This is a genomic window from Streptomyces kronopolitis, assembly GCF_014646275.1.
Taxonomy (GTDB): domain Bacteria; phylum Actinomycetota; class Actinomycetes; order Streptomycetales; family Streptomycetaceae; genus Streptomyces; species Streptomyces kronopolitis.
In genome coordinates, this window is record NZ_BMND01000034.1 from 32857 (window position 1) to 47944 (window position 15088).

The window sequence follows — 15088 nt, forward strand, 5'->3', positions numbered from 1 at the left end:
TTCTGGCCGATGCCGTGAAAGACGGCGGGGTCCGTAGGCGCACGGCGCGAGCGCATACGGACCCCGCGGGAGGAGCCGGGCCACGGGGGCGGTCAGACGGTGGCCTTCACCGGCTCCCGGTCCTCGTCGGGCTCGCTGCTTTCTCCGGCCTTGCGGGCGCGGACGTACTCCAGGAAGGAGTTCAACTCACGCTTGACGACCGGGGCGAGGAGGTAGAGGCCGATGATGTTGATGACGGCCAGCATGAAGAGCACGGCATCCGCCATGTCGATCAGGGTCTGGAGCGTGAGCAGGGAGCCCGCGACGGCGAACAGCGTGTAGAGGACCTTGAAGGTCAGCTCGCTGGTCCGGCTGCGGCCGAAGAGGTACGTCCACGCCTTGAGGCAGTAGTAGCCCCAGGTCAGCACCGTGGAAATGGCGAACAGCAGGACCGCGACGGTGAGCAGGTACGGGAACCAGGGCAGCACCGTGCCGAAGGCGTCGGAAGTGATGGTGACACCGCCGATGTCCCCGCCCTCGCGGGCCTCGCGCCAGCTGGCGGGGTTGGCGATGACGATGGTCAGCGCGGTCATCGTGCAGACGAAGACGGTGTCGATGAACGGCTCCAGCAGAGCGACCAGCCCCTCGCTGGCGGGGTGCTTGGTCTTGACCGCGGAGTGGGCGATCGGGGCGGAGCCGAGACCCGCCTCGTTGGAGAACGCGGCCCGCTTGAAGCCGATGATCAGGGCGCCCAGGACACCGCCGGCGACACCTTCGGGACGGAAGGCGCCCTCGATGATCGTGGCGACGGCGCCGGGGACGGCGGTGACGTTCACCAGGATGACGGCCAGGCACGCGGCGATGTAGACGGCGGCCATGGCCGGCACCAGCGTGCTGGTGACCCGGGCGATGGAGCGGATGCCGCCGAGCAGGACGATGCCGACGAGCGCGGCGATGAGGACACCGAAGAACAGGGCACCGGCGGAGGAGCCCATGATTCCGCTCTCGCCGCCGGTGACGGAGACGAGCTGGGCGTAACTCTGGTTGACCTGAAACAGGTTGCCGCCGAAGAGGCCGAAGAAGAGCACCATGGCCGAGGCGAGAACGGCGAGGACCTTGCCGAACTTCTTGCCGTTGCTGCCGAAGCGGTCGGCGAGGCCCTTGGGCAGGTAGTGCATCGGACCGCCGGAGACGGTGCCGTCGGCATGCACCTCGCGGTACTTCACGCCGAGGGTGACCTCGACGAACTTGGTGGCCATGCCGAGCAGACCGCAGAGGATCATCCAGAACGTCGCGCCGGGACCACCGATGGAGACCGCGACGGCGACACCCGCGATGTTGCCGAGGCCGACCGTGCCGGAGACGGCCGCGGTCAGCGCCTGGAAGTGGTTGACCTCGCCGGCCGACCCCTTCTCGTCGTACTTGCCGCGCACCACGTCGACGGCGAGCCGGAATTTGCGGATCTGCACGAACCCGAACCAGCCGGTGAAGACGAGACCGGCGACGACGAGCCAGGCGACGATGAGGGGCAACTCCGTCCCGGCGACAGGAACGGAGTAGAAGACGACTTCGCCGAGCCAGGTGGCTATGGGTTCGAAGAACGAGCTGACTGCTTTGTCAACGGAGCTGGTGAATGCGTCGAGAGACACGGTGGCTACCTCGATGGCGCAGGGACCGGCGCACGGGATGTGGCACCGGTGGATGTGCGGTCTTTGAGCGAACGCCGGTGTCCGATCGGCGACCCGCGGTGGACGGTCCGCGGACCCGGACCGTGATCACTGGTCGTGCTGCCGGTGCGCGCCGGCACTCCGCACTACGGCGAGGGGGGAAGCCGCTGCGGTATTGCAAAGTTTTAGCACGCTCTTTACCATTTCATGGGTGACGTGCCTCACATAGCGGCAGGTAATTCCCAAATGCCTCGGCGCGCGAGATCGATCTCTTACTCAGGCGTGTGCCGAGGAAGATCGCCCCCTCGGCGAGGGCAGCTCGCGGATCGCCGAGGACCGGCGTCGCTGCCGGGGCCGGGCGAGAGGAGTGGGAACTGGCTCCCCCGGGGCGCTCAGTAGCCCCGGCGCACGTTGTCCACGGCCGCGTCGTCGCGTCGCCGGTCGCGCCGCTGCCGTTCGGCCGCCAGCTCCTGAACCGCGTCCTCCAGGGCGGTGATCACCGTCGTCACGTCGTCGTCCATCGCGTCCGGTGCCTCGTCGGGCCGCTCCTCGTCGGGCCGCTCCGCGCCGATGCCGGCGGCCGCGGCCAGGGCGGTGAGGACGGGTTCGCCGGAGCTCCAGCGGTGCGCCGCCTCGCGACGGGCGGGCGTATCGACCAGCACCACCTCGTCGGTCCGCAGCAGCAGCCAGCGGCGGTGCCGCTGCCGGGTCAGCTGGCCGTCCGCCTCCAGCGCGGCCAGATACGCCTCGGACAGGCCGCGGCCCCTGCGCCACAGCCACTCGCCGATCGGCTCGTACGGCGGCTGCTGGACCACCGAGGACGCCGCCTCGTCCAGCAGGCGGTCGGTGAGGGCGGGCCGGTAGCCGGGCACGAGGCGTTCGCCGTCCAGCGCGATGGCGCGGGCCGTCAGCAGGTCGATCGCCTCGGCCGCGGCCAGCGCGAGCGCCAGATCGCCGCGCTCCACGGCACGCACCGGCGCGGTGTCCATGGCCACCATCAGCAGATCCCGCGGTGTGGTCATCCCCGATCAGCCCCTGGCGCCGCAGGCCGCCCCGGCGGCTTCCCGTACCGCGGATGGTTGGTCGAACAGGCGCTCATCGCAAACACTCCTGCGTCACGCGGCAAGTGCCACACCGCACCTCAGAGTTGCCGCCCGCCACCCCGCCCCCACGGGGCACGAAAGCTCGCACGCGGAAGCCCGCATGCCGCGAAGGAGGGAATGCCTCCTTCTCCCTTCCCAGCATAGGTGCGTCGGCCTTTTCCCACGCCTCCACGCGATGCCGTGCGGCCGGGCCCGTCACCCACGCCGCGACCTGTCGCCCGGCCCGCGGAGCCTCGGCGCGACAACCGTCCGCCCGGCAGGCTCAGTGCCTGCCCCCCGTCGCGCTGCGCACCGCCCCCACGCTCGCCACCACGACCAGCCCGATCGCCAGCACCTCGGCCCAGCCCAGCGCCTGGTGCAGCACGAGGAATCCGGCGGTGGCCGCCGCGGCCGGCTCCAGGCTCATCATGACGGCGAAGCCGGAGGCCGGGAGCTTGCGCAGGGCCAGCAGCTCCAGGGTGTACGGCAGCACCGACGACATCATGGCGACCGCGGCGCCCAGCCCCACGGTGACCGGGTCCAGCAGCGCCGTCCCCGCGCCGGCGATGCCGAGCGGCAGACTCAGCAGCGCCGCGACGGTCATCGCCAGCGCCAGCCCGTCCGCCTGCGGGAAGCGCTGTCCCGTACGGGCGGAGAGCAGGATGTACGCGGCCCACAGCCCGCCGGCGGCCAGCGCGAACGCCGCCCCGGCGAGGTTCAGCCCGTCGAGCCCCTCCCGGCCCAGCAGCACCACACCGCCCAGCGCCAGCGCCGCCCACACCAGGCTCAGCATCCGGCGCGAGGTGGCCACCGACAGGATCAGCGGCCCGAGGAACTCCAGGGTGACCGCGGCGCCCAGCGGAATGCGGTCGATCGCCTGGTAGAACAGCGAGTTCATGCCGGCCAGGGCGACGCCGAAGGCCAGCACCGTCGCCCAGTCGCCGCGGGTGTACCCGCGCACCTTCGGGCGGCAGACGACCAGCAGCACCAGCGCGGCGACCACCAGCCGCAGCGTGACCACGCCCAGCGCGCCGGCCCGCGGGAAGAGCAGCACCGCCACCGAGGAGCCGAACTGCAGCGAGACGATCCCGCCAATGACCAGCGCCACCGACCCGATCCGCCCCCGCGCGCCCGCCGCCCCGGCGGTCCCGGCCTGCGCCTCCGCCGTCAGCACCTCGGGCGAGGGCGGCACGGGGTAGGGAATGCCCTCACCGGCGGCGGGCGCGGTGGGGGCATCAGGGGCGGCGGGTACACGGCCGTCAGGGCTCTCGGGCGAAGCGTTCACGCCACCACGCTACGGGCCGCCCTCGGTCCGTGAAATGCCACTTTCCCTGTTGTTATGCTCCCCGCGCATGAGCATCGAGCTGCGTCATTTCCGCTGCTTTCTCGCCATCGCCGACACCCTGAGCATCACCCGCGCCGCCGAGCGGCTGCATCTGACCCAGCCCGCCGTCTCCCGCACCCTGCGCCAGCTGGAACAGGAGCTGGGCATCCGGCTCGTCGACCGCTCCACACACCATCTCGTGCTCACCCCGGACGGCGAGACGTTCCGCGACCGGGCCCGGATCGCGGTCACCGCCTTCGACCGGGCGCTGGCCACCGCCCACCACACCGACTGGCCGCTGCGCCTGGGCCACGCCTGGTCGGCCGCCGGGACGGACACCACCGCGCTGCTGCGCCGCTGGCACGAGGAGCACCCGGGCACCCCGCTGGAACTCCTGCGCATCGACGACCGCACGGCCGGCCTGGCCCGCGGAGACGTGGACGCCGCCCTGCTGCGCGGCGAGGTGCGCGCCCCCGGCCTGATCACCGAGCGGCTCACCACCGAACCCCGGGTCGCCGGCCTCCCCGCCGACGACCCGCTCGCCGGCCGCGCCGCCCTCTCCCTAGCGGACCTGGCCGACCGCACCATCGCCCTCAACACCGTCTCCGGCACCACGACACTCGACCTGTGGCCGGCCGGTGCCCGGCCCGCCTCGTCGATCACCATCGGCAACACCGACGACTGGCTGGCCGCCATCACCGGCGGCCGCGCCGTGGGCGTCACCACCTCCGCCACCGCCGAGATGCACCCGCACCCCGCGATGTCCTACGTCCCGCTGACCGACGCCCCGCCCGTCCCCGTCGTCCTCGCCTGGCGCGACGGCCCGGGCCACCCCCGCATCCGGGACCTGATCACGCTGGCACACGAGGTGATGGGCGGGACGGCGACGGAGCGGGGCTGAGGAGCCGGGGAGGGGCCGCGGGCACGGCGGGTCCTCCCCGACGACCGCGGAGGTTGTGCCCGTGGCGCCCTCAACGACCGTCCGGGGCAAGCCCGTCGAAGGCGACCAGCAGCTTTTCCGGGCCGCGCAGGATGGCGTTCTCCCGGTACGGCGGCGGGTCGGCGACCAGGCGCGGCGACCGGAGCCGGCGGGCCAGGGCGGTGAGCGCTATCTGCGCCTCGGCGCGGGCGAGGGTGGCGCCGATGCAGTAGTGGATGCCGCCGCCGAAGCCGAGATGGGCGTTGTCCCGGCGGTCGGGGACGAACCGGTCGGGGTCCTCGAACCGGGTGGCGTCGCGGTTGCCCGCGGCGAGCAGGAGGCGGATGCGGGACCCCTCGGGGATGGTGGTGCCGCCGAGGTCGATATCGGCCAGGGCGCTGCGGCCGGACATCTGCACCGGCGGGTCGTAGCGCAGCACCTCCTCCACCAGCGGGGTGGCCAGGTCGGGGTCGGCGCGCAGCCGGGCGAGGGCGTCGGGGTTGCGCAGCAGGGCGAGGGTGCCGTTGGCGATGAGGTTGACGGTGGTCTCGTGACCGGCGATCAGCAGCAGCCCCAGGGTGACGCGCAGCTGGATCGGACCCATCACGTCGTCGGGGTCCTGGTGGAACATCAGGCCGGACAGCAGGTCGGAGCCCGGTTCGGCGCGGCGCTCGGTGATCAGCCCTTCCAGGTACTGGATCAACTCGTTCCGCGCCTGGTCGAGTTCGCGGAGTTCCTCCTCGGTCTGGGTGTCGACGGGATCCAGACCGCGGGTGAGGCGGCGGGCGATGCTGCCGAAGAGGGCCTCGTCCTCGCGGGGCACGCCGAGCAGTTCGCAGATCACCGTGACCGGCAGCGGGTAGGCGAGATCGGCGACGACGTCGAGTCGCCCGGGGCGGTCGGAGATATGGGCGTCGAGGAGCCCGGAGACCAGGTCGCCGAGGTGGTCGCGCATGCCCATGACGCGGGGGACGAACTCCTCGGTGACCACGCGGCGCAGCTGGTCGTGCAGCGGCGGGTCCTGCATCAGCAGGCTCCGGGCGGCCTGGGGGGCCTTGTTCTGCGGGTCGCGCCGGTCGGCGCTGCTGCGCGGGTCGTGCAGCAGCTGCCTGATCTCCCGGTAGCCGCTGACCAGCCAGGTGCCGTCGTCCATCCGTACGACCGGATCGCGGCGGAGCTGCGCGTAGCAGGGGTAGGGGTCAGCGCGCCGGTCCTGGCGCAGGACCTGGGCGAAGAGGTCGGTGGCCGGGGTGGTGGTGGAAGGTGTCATGAGAGGTCTCCGTTCACCGGTGTGCGGTCTGGGCCGGGGCGGGGGCCGACGGCGGGTGGATGTCCTGTTGCGGGACGCCTGCGGCATCGCGGCCGGGGAAGTCGGCGTCGACGGGGTCGAGCCGGTCCGGTCCGTCGGTGGCGCCCAGCCGGGGCGGGAACGGCGCGCGGGCCTCGATGAGGGCCGCGTAGCCGTCCAGCACGCGCGGGGAGTCGACCGCCACGACGCCGACCAGCCTGCCCTTGAGCCCGTAGGCGGCCACGAACCGCCGCTGGTCGAGCGCCCCTTGGGTGACGGCGACCTGATCCGCGACGGCGGGCACCCCGACGGACTTGAGGTAGCGGCCGAACTGCTGGGACCAGAAGGCGGGCAGCGGCCGGTGGTCGCGCCGTTCGCCCGGATCCCGGGTGAGGTTGTGCGCGGCGGTGCGGGCCTGGGCGAGCGCGTTGTCCCAGTGGTCCAGGCGCAGCAGCTGCCCCGGGAAGAGGAGGTGGGGCCAGCGGGCGACATCACCGGCGACGTAGATGTCCTCGGCCGTGCTGCCGCAGTCGGCCACCGCCCGGCAGTCGCCGCGGCTCACCACGCCGCGGTGGTCGGCGGCGAGCCCGGAGCCGGCCAGCCACTCGGTGTTGGCCACGGCGCCGGTGGCGATCACGGCCACCTCGACGGGCATCGCCGTGCCGTCGGACAGCACGGCTCGGCGCAGCCGGCCGGCGGAGTCGCCCTCCAGGGCCTCGACCGTGGTGTTCAGCCGCAGGTCCACCCCCGCCTCGCGGTACCAGTCGGCGGCGGCGCGGCCGATCACCCCGCCCAGCGCACCGGCCAGCGGGGCCGCGCTGCGCTGGGTCACCGTCACCGGGAGCCCCAACTCCCGGCAGGCGGAGGCCACTTCGCCACCCGTGAAGCCGCCGCCGACCACCAGCACCCGCCGCGGACCGGCCGCCAGCGCGCCGCGCAGCCGCTCGGCGTCCTCGCGGGCACGCAGCACATGCACGCCCGCCAGCCCGCCGCCGGCCTCGACGGGCCAGCGGCGCGCGCGGGTGCCGGTGGCGATCACCAGCCGGTCGTACGCCAGCTGCCGGCCGTCGGCGAGTTCCACCCGGCGGCCGGGCACGTCCAGCCCGGTGGCGGGCGTGCCCAGCAGCCAGCGGGCGCCGATGTCGCGGATCCGGGGCAGTTCGATGTGGTCGCAGGCCAGCCGGCCGGTCAGCACCGCCTTCGACAGCGGCGGCCGGTCGTACGGCGCATGCGGCTCCTCCCCGATCAAGGTGAGGTCGCCGGTGAACCCCTCGTCGCGGAGGGCTTCGGCGGCACGCAACCCGGCCAGCGAGGCGCCGACCACCACCACCCGGCCGGTACGCAGCCCTGCCGCGCCCGCCCCGGTCATCGGTCGTCCCCGCACGCGACGGGCGCGGGCTCGGTGGCCCCGCCGAGCGTGATCGCCTGCACGGGGCAGGCGACCGCGGCGCGCTCCACCTCGCGCCGGACACCGGCGTCGGGTGCGTAGTCGTACTCCAGCGACTCCTCGTCGTGGAACCGGAAGACGGTCGGGGCGGCGTAGACGCACTGTCCGTAGCTCTGGCAGCGGTTCAGGTCCACCACCAGCCGCAGGGGCTGCGTGTTCATCTCTCTTCCCTTTCCTTGCTGGTCAGGGGGCCGAATGCGGCGGTTCCCGGGCCCTGTGCGGCCGGTCGCCGGTGGCCCGAACTGCGATAGCGGGCAACATTCAAATAGTGCTTGCTATTCGGACTGTACACGCTATCCGAGCTTTGACATAGCGATCCCTATCTGAATAGCCTCGGCCACATGAACGCTGAGAGTGCTGCACCCGCCCGCCGGCGCCTGAGCCGGGCGGAGGCCAAGGCCCGCACCCGGTCGCTGCTGCTGGACGCGGCGGCCCGGGTCTTCGCCCGCAAGGGCTTCACCGGCGCCTCCGTGGAAGAGATCGCCGAGGCGGCGGGGTTCTCCATCGGCGCGCTGTACTCCAACTTCGGCAGCAAGGAGGCGCTGTTCCTCGAACTGCTCGCCGACCGCCACACCGACCGCATCGCCGAGGCCGCCCAGGCGCTGGAGCGCCACCCGTCGGGCACCGGGGAGGCCGCCGCCGAACTCAGCCGGCTGCTGATCGCCGTCGCCGACAAGGACACCGATTTCGCGCCGCTCCAGGCCGAGTTCTGGCTCTACGCGGTCCGCAACCCCGAGGTCCTGGACACCATGGCGGCCAACCAGCGCGCACCCCGCCACGCGCTGGAGCAGGTCATCAGCACGTCCCTGACCCGGCACGACGCCCCCGCCGACGTCTCCGCCGAGGCCGTGGCGACGGTGGTGGCGGCCCTCTTCGGCGGCCTGGTGCGCCAGCGGCGCATCGACCCCGCCAGCGTGCCCGAGGAACTCTTCGGCGACGCCCTGAGGTGGCTGTTCACCGGCATCCGCACCGGCGCGGCAGCCCCTTCCGACACCGACGACACCGCCTGATCACACCTCCCGAGCGGCCCGCCCCCCCGCAGGAGCGCGCCGCCCCGGCAGCAATGACGGAATGACGGTCGGCCGCCGAGCTGACCGCGGGGGCGCTGCGGCCCGTCCACCCGCACGCCGCAGCGCCCCGTGAGCGCACTCCTCCTGCCACCCGAAGGACGCCACCTTCATGAACGCACCCCGCCACACCCCGGCCCCCGACGGCGCCTCCGCCACCACCGCCACCACCGCCACCACCGCCCGCAAACTCCGCCTGCGCTACGTGGGCATCGGCCTGTGGATGGCCTTCACCTGGTGCGGCGAGGGCAACGCACCGGCCTGGGAACACGCCCTGCGCACCCTCGTCATCCTGCTGATCCTGCCGCCCCTCCTCCTGCGGGCCAACCGCCACCTCACCCACAAGCTCTACGAGAGCGCCCGCCCCGGCCGGATCATCGCCCAGCTGATCACGGCACGGATCGCCGCCGTCACGATCGCCTTCGGCGCCGGATTCCTGCTCGGCCACCTGCTGGACCCGCAGGCCGCCCGCTCCCCGGTCCTCCCGGCCCTCGGCTTCCTGCTCCTCCTCGCCAGCATCCCCGCCCAGATCCGCCACGCCCACCGCACCCGCACCGCCACCACCCACCCCGCGACCCAACCCGCCCTCTCCGCACCACGCCTGATCGCCACCAAACTCACCCTCATCACCACCGCGCTGCTAGCCCAACTCCTCCTCACCCCCTACCTCCCCGACGCCACCTTCGCCGTAGCCGCAGCCCTCTTCCTCACCACCGCCACCCTCGGCCCCAAAGCCCACAGCCGTTTCCTGCTCACCGACCCGGCGCCCACGAACGAGCAAGCGGCACACGCGCCGACCTGAGGCACCGCCCCAGCCCCCGCAATGACCGGTGGACGAGAGGCCATTGACCGGTGTGCGAGAGGCCATTCGGCCAGGGAAAACGCAACTTCGACAGGGTTCGCGGAGGTCGCTACCTTCGCCTGGTCTTCGGCGATCGGGCACGGTCGCGCGGGAGTTGCTTCGGGCTGGATCACCCGCGACGGGATGAGTGGGTCACGGCCCGCGATTCCTCGCCCCCGTGCGTAAGCCGTCGAACCCGGTCCACGCCAGGCAGCCCCAATCAGGGAGAGACGCATGCCTCATCTTGTGCTGTACACCTTCGGCGTCCTGAAGTCGCCTCTCGACGATCCCGGGCCTCTCACGCGCGAACTCCACGACAGCGGCGAGGCCATCTACCGGAAGATCAGCGAGCACCCTGGGTACCTCGCCCGTGCGGAAGCGGCGGACCGCGGGCGGGGCACACACTTCGACTTGGACTGGGGTGTGTGGGGAGAGTTCGCCGTACCGGCTTGGTACGGCAAGGGCCGAGCGGTGGGAACCGCCGCCTTGGACGCGACCCTCTCGCTCTGGACCGACCTGCGCTCCGCCCTCGACGCCGTCTACACCGGTCTGCACCGTGAGGCGCTGAACAGGCGTTACGACTGGTTCGAGCGGACCGAACACCCGAATTATGTGTGCTGGTGGGTCCCCGACGGCGTGATACCCACCTGGCAGGACGGGGTTTCCAGGCTGGAACACCTCCGCGAGCACGGCTCCGCGCCGCACGCCTTCACCTTCCGCCACGCGTTCACCCCGGACGGAACTCCGGACGGAACTCCGGCCAGGATCAAAGACGTCCCGTAAGGGACGGCGTCCCGTAGGGGAAGCGGAGGGCAGCCTCCGTGACCGGTCAGTCGCGGAGGTCGCCGCGCCAGGACCTCACGCCTCCTCCCCCAGCGCCTCCGCCAGTACCTCTGCCAGGTGGCGTCCCGGGCGGTTGGCCAGTTGGTCCAGTTGGGTGCGGCAGGAGAAGCCGTCGGCGAGGATTTCGGTGTCGGGGGTGGCCTCGCGTACGGCGGGGAGGAGTTGGTCCTCGGCGCAGGAGACCGAGACGTCGTAGTGGCCGCGTTCGAAGCCGAAGTTGCCGGCCAGGCCGCAGCAGCCGCCGGTCAACGTTCCGGTGAGGCCGGCGCGTTCGCGCAGACGGCGGTCGGCGGCGTCGCCCAGGACCGCGTGCTGGTGGCAGTGGGTCTGGCCGGCGACGGGGCGGTCGACGCGCGGGGGGCGCCAGTCGGGGGCCAGTTCCTCCAGGGCCTGGGCGAAGGTCCGTACGGAGCGGGCCAGGCGGGCAGCGCGGGGGTCGTCGGGGAGGAGTTCGGGCAGGTCGGTGCGGAGGGCGGCGGCGCAGCTGGGTTCGAGAACGACCAGGGGGCGGCCGTCGCGCAGGAGGGGGCCGAGCACGTCCACCGTGCGGCGCATGACGGCGCGGGCCCGGTCGAGCTGCCCGGTGGAGACGTAGGTCAGGCCGCAGCACAGGGGGCGGTGGCGGCGCGGGAGGCGGGCCGGCATGCCCGTGCGCGGGGGTGCGGTCGGGGGGAGGAGGGGGCGCAGGCCGGCGGCTTCCAGGACGCGGACGGCGGCGTGGCCGACCTGCGGGGAGAGGTGGTTGGTGAAGGTGTCGGGCCAGAGGACGACGGTGCGGCCGGAGGTGCCATGAGGTGCGCCGGTGGTCCGGCGGCGGTGCCACCACCAGCGGGTGAAGGTCTCGGTGGCGAGTGCGGGGATCGGGCGCTCGGGGGCGATTCCGCCGAGGCGTTTGCCGACGGCGGCCAGGGGTGTACGGGCCAGCGCGTTGAGGGCGGGGGCCACGGGGGCGGCGGCGTGCAGCCACTGCGGGAGGCGGCCCATGGAGTAGTGGGCGGCGGGCCGCAGCCGGCCCTCGTAGTGGTGGTGGAGGAACTCCGCCTTGTAGGTGGCCATGTCGACGCCCACGGGGCAGTCGCTGCGGCAGCCCTTGCAGGACAGGCACAGGTCGAGGGCGTCGCGTACCTCCGGCGACTGCCAGCCGTCCGTGATCACCTCGCCGGAGAGCATCTCGTGCAGCAGCCGGGCCCGGCCCCGGGTGGAGTGCTGCTCCTCGCCGGTGGCGCGGAAGGACGGGCACATGACGTCCGCCGAGCCCGGCGCGGTGGTGGTGTTGCGGCATTTGGCGACGCCGACGCAGCGGCGGACGGCGGCGGAGAAGTCGCCGTGGTCGTGCGGGTAGCCGAACTCGACGGGGACCGGGTTCTTGGGCAGCGGCGCGAAGCGGAGGTTCTCGTCGAGCCGGGCGGGGCGGACCAGCATGCCGGGGTTGAGGCCGGCGGCCGGGTCCCAGAGCGACTTGAACCGCTCGAAGACGCCGACGAGTTCGGGCCCGTACATCTTCGGGAGGAGTTCGGCGCGGGCCTGGCCGTCGCCGTGTTCGCCGGAGAGCGAGCCGCCGTGCGCGACGACCAGCTCCCCCAGGCCGTAGGAGAACTCCCGGAAGCGGCGGATGCCGGGGTCGGTCAGCAGGTCGAAGTCGATACGGATGTGGATGCAGCCGTCGCCGAAGTGCCCGTAGGGGGTGCCGCGCAGGCCGTGCTGGGCGAGCAGGGCGCGGAAGTCCCGCAGATACGGGCCGAGTCGGGCCGGGGGGACGGCGCAGTCCTCCCACCCGGGCCACGCCTCACTGCCGTCCGTCAGCCGGGTGGCGGTGCCGGAGGCGTCCTCGCGGATCCGCCAGAGCGTGCGCTGGCCGGCCGGGTCGGTGACGAGGGTGTGGTCGGTGGTGCCGTCCGCGGCCGCCCGGCACAGCGCCTCGGCGCGGGCCGCCGCCTCGCCGGGGCTCGCGCCGCCCATCTCCACGAACAGCCAGGCGCCGCCCTTGGGCAGCCCGGCCGCGTCGCCCACCAGGTCGGCGGCCATGCCCTCGACGGTCATCGGGTGGTGCGGCAGGAGGGTGTGCGCGGCCTCGGCGGCGGCGCTCTCGTCGGGGTAGCCGAGGACGGCGAGGGCCCGGGCGGCGGGGGTCTCCACGAGCCGCACCGTCGCCTCGGTCAGCACCCCTAGGGTGCCCTCGCTGCCGGTGAGGGCGCGGGCGAGGTCGGTGCCGGCCTCCGGGAGCAGCGCGTCCAGGGCGTACCCGGAGATCCGCCGGGGAAGGTCGGGGTAGCCGGTGCGCAGCAGCGCCAACTCGGCGTCCACCAGCGCTTTCACGCCGTCCCGCAGGCGCGGCGGGAGACCGGTGGGGGCGCCGGTGCGGTCCGTGCCGCGCCCGGCCCGCACGTGCTCGCCGCCGTACGTCAGCAGCTCCAGCTCGCGGACGCTGTCGGCGGTGGTGCCCCAGGCCACCGAGTGCGAGCCGCAGGAGTTGTTGCCGATCATGCCGCCGAGGGTGCAGCGGCTGTGGGTGGAGGGGTCGGGGCCGAAGGTCAGCCCGTGGGCGCCGGCCGCCGCCCGCAGGTCGTCCAGGATGACGCCGGGCTGGACGACGGCGGTGCGAGCCGCGGGGTCCAGCGACACGATGCGGTTCAGGTGCCGGGTGAAGTCCAGCACCACGCCCACCCCGGTCGCCTGTCCGGCGATGCTGGTCCCGCCGCCGCGCGGCACCACCGGCACCGCGTGCTCCCGGCACACCCGCAGCGCCGCCGCCACGTCCTCGGCGTCCCGGGGCGCGACGACCGCCAGCGGCACCCGCCGGTAGTTCGACGCGTCCATCGTCATCAGTGCCCGGTCGGCCGCGGCGAACGAGACCTCCCCCCGCACCGCGGCCGCCAACTCCTTCGCCAGATTCCGCTTCTCCGTCTCCGTGCGCTCAGCCATGTCCCCAGCCTGCCCACTACGACGGGGTCATGGCCCGTCGGCGGGGCCGTTGTTTGCGGATAGCGGGGGGATGGATTCCGGGCGGGGCGGGCGGCCGATCCCCCGTAGGCGGCCTCACCAGGCTCTGTACGCGGCCTCACCCGTCCCCGTCATACGCGTCCTGATCCGCGGTCCCGGCCTCTATTCCGCGGCCCCGGCCCCCTCGCCGGCTCCCGCCGGGTGGAAGCGGAAGAGGTTCTCCGGATCGTGCACGGCCTTGAGCGCGGCCAGATGCGCGTGCTCGGCGGCGTCGTGCACGCTGCGTGCCACCTCGGCGGCGTCCGGCCGCGCCCCATGGCCGCCGAAGAGGAAGTTCACGCTCCGGCCGAGCCGCCAGGGCGCGACGGCCGCCAGCACCTCGGCGTGCAGCGCCCGGACGGTGGCCAGGGACGGACCGCCGCCCTCGTCACCGGCCCCGCCCAGCGGCGACAGCACCCGCAGCGCGAACCGCGCGTCCCGGTGCCCGACGGCGCCGGCGGCCCCGCCCCGCCTCGCCATCGCCCCGCCCAGATGGTTCAGCTGGACCACGCACATGGCCGGGGCCGTCGGCCCGGTCAGCGCCGCCACCCGCCGCAGCGCCGCCGCGTCCAGGCCGCTCAGCAGCGCGTTGTCGCCGTCGTAGGCGTGCGGATCGCTCGGGTCGCGGTGGATGGTGTGCGACTCGGCGTACGGCATCTCGCGCAGGTCGTCGGACACCCGCGGCCCGAGGGCCCGCAGCGGCGCCACCAGCCGCTCGCCCTCGGCGGCGCCGCCCGTGAAGGCGATCCGGACATGCGCGAGATGGCGGCCGCGCAGTTCCTCGGGCAGCTGCGGGAGGTCGGGGTAGGCGAGCAGCGCGAGGGACGAGGTCAGCTCGTCGGGGAGGGTCGCGGTCCAGTCCGGGTACGCCGCCAGGACCGCGTCGAGCTGCGCTCCGCCGAACACCAGCTGCCCGCCGTACACCCGGGCCACCGGCACCAGCGCGCACTCCATCGCCGTCACCACCCCGAGGCCGTGCCCGCCGCCCAGCAGCGCCCCGAACAGCTCGGGGTCGCGGTCCGCGGTCAGCTGCCGCAGCCGGCCGTCGGCGGTGACGAGGTCGACCGAACGCACCAGGTCGGCGGCGTATCCGTAGGTGCGGGCCAGGATCCCGACGCCGCCCCCGAGGGTGTACGAGATGACGCCGACGCCCGGGGAGGAGCCGTTGAGCGGCGCCAGCCCGTGGGGCGCCGCCGCCGCGACGACCTGCCCCCAGACGCCGCCGGCCGCCACCCGCGCGGTGCGGGCGGCCGGGTCGACCGTCACCCCGGCCATCCGCCGGGTGCTGATCAGCAGCCCGCCGTCGGTGGCCGCCGACAGCCCGTGCCCGGTGGCCTGCACGGCGACCGGCAGCCCCTGGTCGCGGGCGAAGCGGACCGCGGCGACGACGTCCCCGGCGGACTCCGCCCCGACGATCACGGCCGGGCGGTGCCGGTACGCCAGCTGGAACCCGGACCGCTCGGCGTCGTACCCCTCGTCCCCGGGGGCCAGGACCGGGCCGCCGACCCGGCGCGCGAGGGCTGCGAGGGAGGCGGCGTCGGGAGCGGCGGTGGCCGCGGTGGTTCCCGTGGCGGGGACGGGCAGGAGTGCCAGGTCATCGTGGGTCATGCCGCGCACTCTGGCCCGATAACATGACACCCGCCGTCATATAT

Annotated in this window: 12 protein-coding genes; 4 read left to right on the plus strand and 8 right to left on the minus strand. The window is 73.6% G+C overall.

Features of this window, described 5'->3' with window-relative positions:
• Positions 1-92: 92 nt before the first annotated feature.
• The 3 genes from IEY78_RS27645 to IEY78_RS27655 form a co-directional block, all read right to left on the minus strand.
• Positions 93-1628, minus strand: a complete 1536-nt coding sequence (locus IEY78_RS27645) for an alanine/glycine:cation symporter family protein (RefSeq protein ID WP_189102795.1) — start codon at positions 1626-1628, stop codon at positions 93-95.
• A 410-nt stretch (positions 1629-2038) separates the two neighbouring features.
• Positions 2039-2668 (minus strand): GPP34 family phosphoprotein, encoded by a 630-nt coding sequence (locus IEY78_RS27650; RefSeq protein ID WP_189102796.1) that lies wholly within the window; start codon positions 2666-2668, stop codon positions 2039-2041.
• Positions 2669-3011: 343 nt separating this feature from the next.
• Positions 3012-3899 carry an EamA family transporter gene (locus tag IEY78_RS27655; protein ID WP_229700211.1) on the minus strand — a complete coding sequence of 296 codons (888 nt, stop codon included), beginning with the start codon at positions 3897-3899 and terminating at the stop codon, positions 3012-3014.
• A 181-nt stretch (positions 3900-4080) separates the two neighbouring features.
• Between IEY78_RS27655 and IEY78_RS27660 the strand changes: the two genes are divergently transcribed.
• A complete protein-coding gene (locus IEY78_RS27660) occupies positions 4081-4953 on the plus strand; it encodes a LysR family transcriptional regulator (protein ID WP_189102797.1) in 873 nt (290 codons plus the stop codon).
• A 70-nt stretch (positions 4954-5023) separates the two neighbouring features.
• On the opposite strand, the gene IEY78_RS27665 is transcribed toward IEY78_RS27660, so the two are convergent.
• The 3 genes from IEY78_RS27665 to IEY78_RS27675 are packed head-to-tail and all read right to left on the minus strand — an operon-like array spanning position 5024 to position 7867.
• A complete protein-coding gene (locus tag IEY78_RS27665) occupies positions 5024-6241 on the minus strand; it encodes a cytochrome P450 (protein WP_189102798.1) in 1218 nt (405 codons plus the stop codon).
• A gap of 13 nt (positions 6242-6254) precedes the next feature.
• Positions 6255-7628, minus strand: coding sequence for an NAD(P)/FAD-dependent oxidoreductase (locus IEY78_RS27670; protein ID WP_189102799.1), 1374 nt, complete (start codon positions 7626-7628; stop codon positions 6255-6257).
• Positions 7625-7867 carry a ferredoxin gene (locus IEY78_RS27675; RefSeq protein WP_372509287.1) on the minus strand — a complete coding sequence of 81 codons (243 nt, stop codon included), beginning with the start codon at positions 7865-7867 and terminating at the stop codon, positions 7625-7627. The genes IEY78_RS27670 and IEY78_RS27675 overlap by 4 nt, the downstream gene beginning before the upstream one ends.
• A gap of 180 nt (positions 7868-8047) precedes the next feature.
• Here IEY78_RS27675 and IEY78_RS27680 point away from each other — a divergent pair, with 180 nt between their 5' ends.
• The 3 genes from IEY78_RS27680 (at position 8048) to IEY78_RS27690 (ending at position 10397) form a co-directional block, all read left to right on the plus strand.
• Complete coding sequence (locus IEY78_RS27680; protein WP_189102800.1) at positions 8048-8716, plus strand: TetR/AcrR family transcriptional regulator; 669 nt, start codon at positions 8048-8050, stop codon at positions 8714-8716.
• 169 nt (positions 8717-8885) lie between these two features.
• Positions 8886-9575, plus strand: coding sequence for a hypothetical protein (locus IEY78_RS27685; RefSeq protein ID WP_189102801.1), 690 nt, complete (start codon positions 8886-8888; stop codon positions 9573-9575).
• A 273-nt stretch (positions 9576-9848) separates the two neighbouring features.
• A complete protein-coding gene (locus IEY78_RS27690) occupies positions 9849-10397 on the plus strand; it encodes a DUF3291 domain-containing protein (RefSeq protein ID WP_189102803.1) in 549 nt (182 codons plus the stop codon).
• A 75-nt stretch (positions 10398-10472) separates the two neighbouring features.
• On the opposite strand, the gene IEY78_RS27695 is transcribed toward IEY78_RS27690, so the two are convergent.
• The gene (locus IEY78_RS27695; RefSeq protein ID WP_189102805.1) at positions 10473-13379 is read right to left on the minus strand and encodes an FAD-binding and (Fe-S)-binding domain-containing protein; all 2907 of its coding nucleotides are present in this window, start codon (positions 13377-13379) and stop codon (positions 10473-10475) included.
• Positions 13380-13559: 180 nt separating this feature from the next.
• Positions 13560-15044, minus strand: a complete 1485-nt coding sequence (locus IEY78_RS27700; RefSeq protein WP_189102807.1) for an FAD-binding oxidoreductase — start codon at positions 15042-15044, stop codon at positions 13560-13562.
• Positions 15045-15088 lie beyond the last annotated feature (44 nt).

Bases quoted from the DNA above. Each gene is read 5' to 3' on its own strand.
- IEY78_RS27695 (WP_189102805.1), bottom strand. From the start codon at position 13,379: ATGGCTGAGCGCACGGAGACGGAGAAGCGGAATCTGGCGAAGGAGTTG.
- IEY78_RS27675 (WP_372509287.1), bottom strand. From the start codon at position 7,867: ATGAACACGCAGCCCCTGCGGCTGGTGGTGGACCTGAACCGCTGCCAG.
- IEY78_RS27660 (WP_189102797.1), top strand. From the start codon at position 4,081: ATGAGCATCGAGCTGCGTCATTTCCGCTGCTTTCTCGCCATCGCCGAC.
- IEY78_RS27680 (WP_189102800.1), top strand. From the start codon at position 8,048: ATGAACGCTGAGAGTGCTGCACCCGCCCGCCGGCGCCTGAGCCGGGCG.
- IEY78_RS27650 (WP_189102796.1), bottom strand. From the start codon at position 2,668: ATGACCACACCGCGGGATCTGCTGATGGTGGCCATGGACACCGCGCCG.
- IEY78_RS27690 (WP_189102803.1), top strand. From the start codon at position 9,849: ATGCCTCATCTTGTGCTGTACACCTTCGGCGTCCTGAAGTCGCCTCTC.
- IEY78_RS27665 (WP_189102798.1), bottom strand. From the start codon at position 6,241: ATGACACCTTCCACCACCACCCCGGCCACCGACCTCTTCGCCCAGGTC.
- IEY78_RS27685 (WP_189102801.1), top strand. From the start codon at position 8,886: ATGAACGCACCCCGCCACACCCCGGCCCCCGACGGCGCCTCCGCCACC.
- IEY78_RS27670 (WP_189102799.1), bottom strand. From the start codon at position 7,628: ATGACCGGGGCGGGCGCGGCAGGGCTGCGTACCGGCCGGGTGGTGGTG.
- IEY78_RS27700 (WP_189102807.1), bottom strand. From the start codon at position 15,044: ATGACCCACGATGACCTGGCACTCCTGCCCGTCCCCGCCACGGGAACC.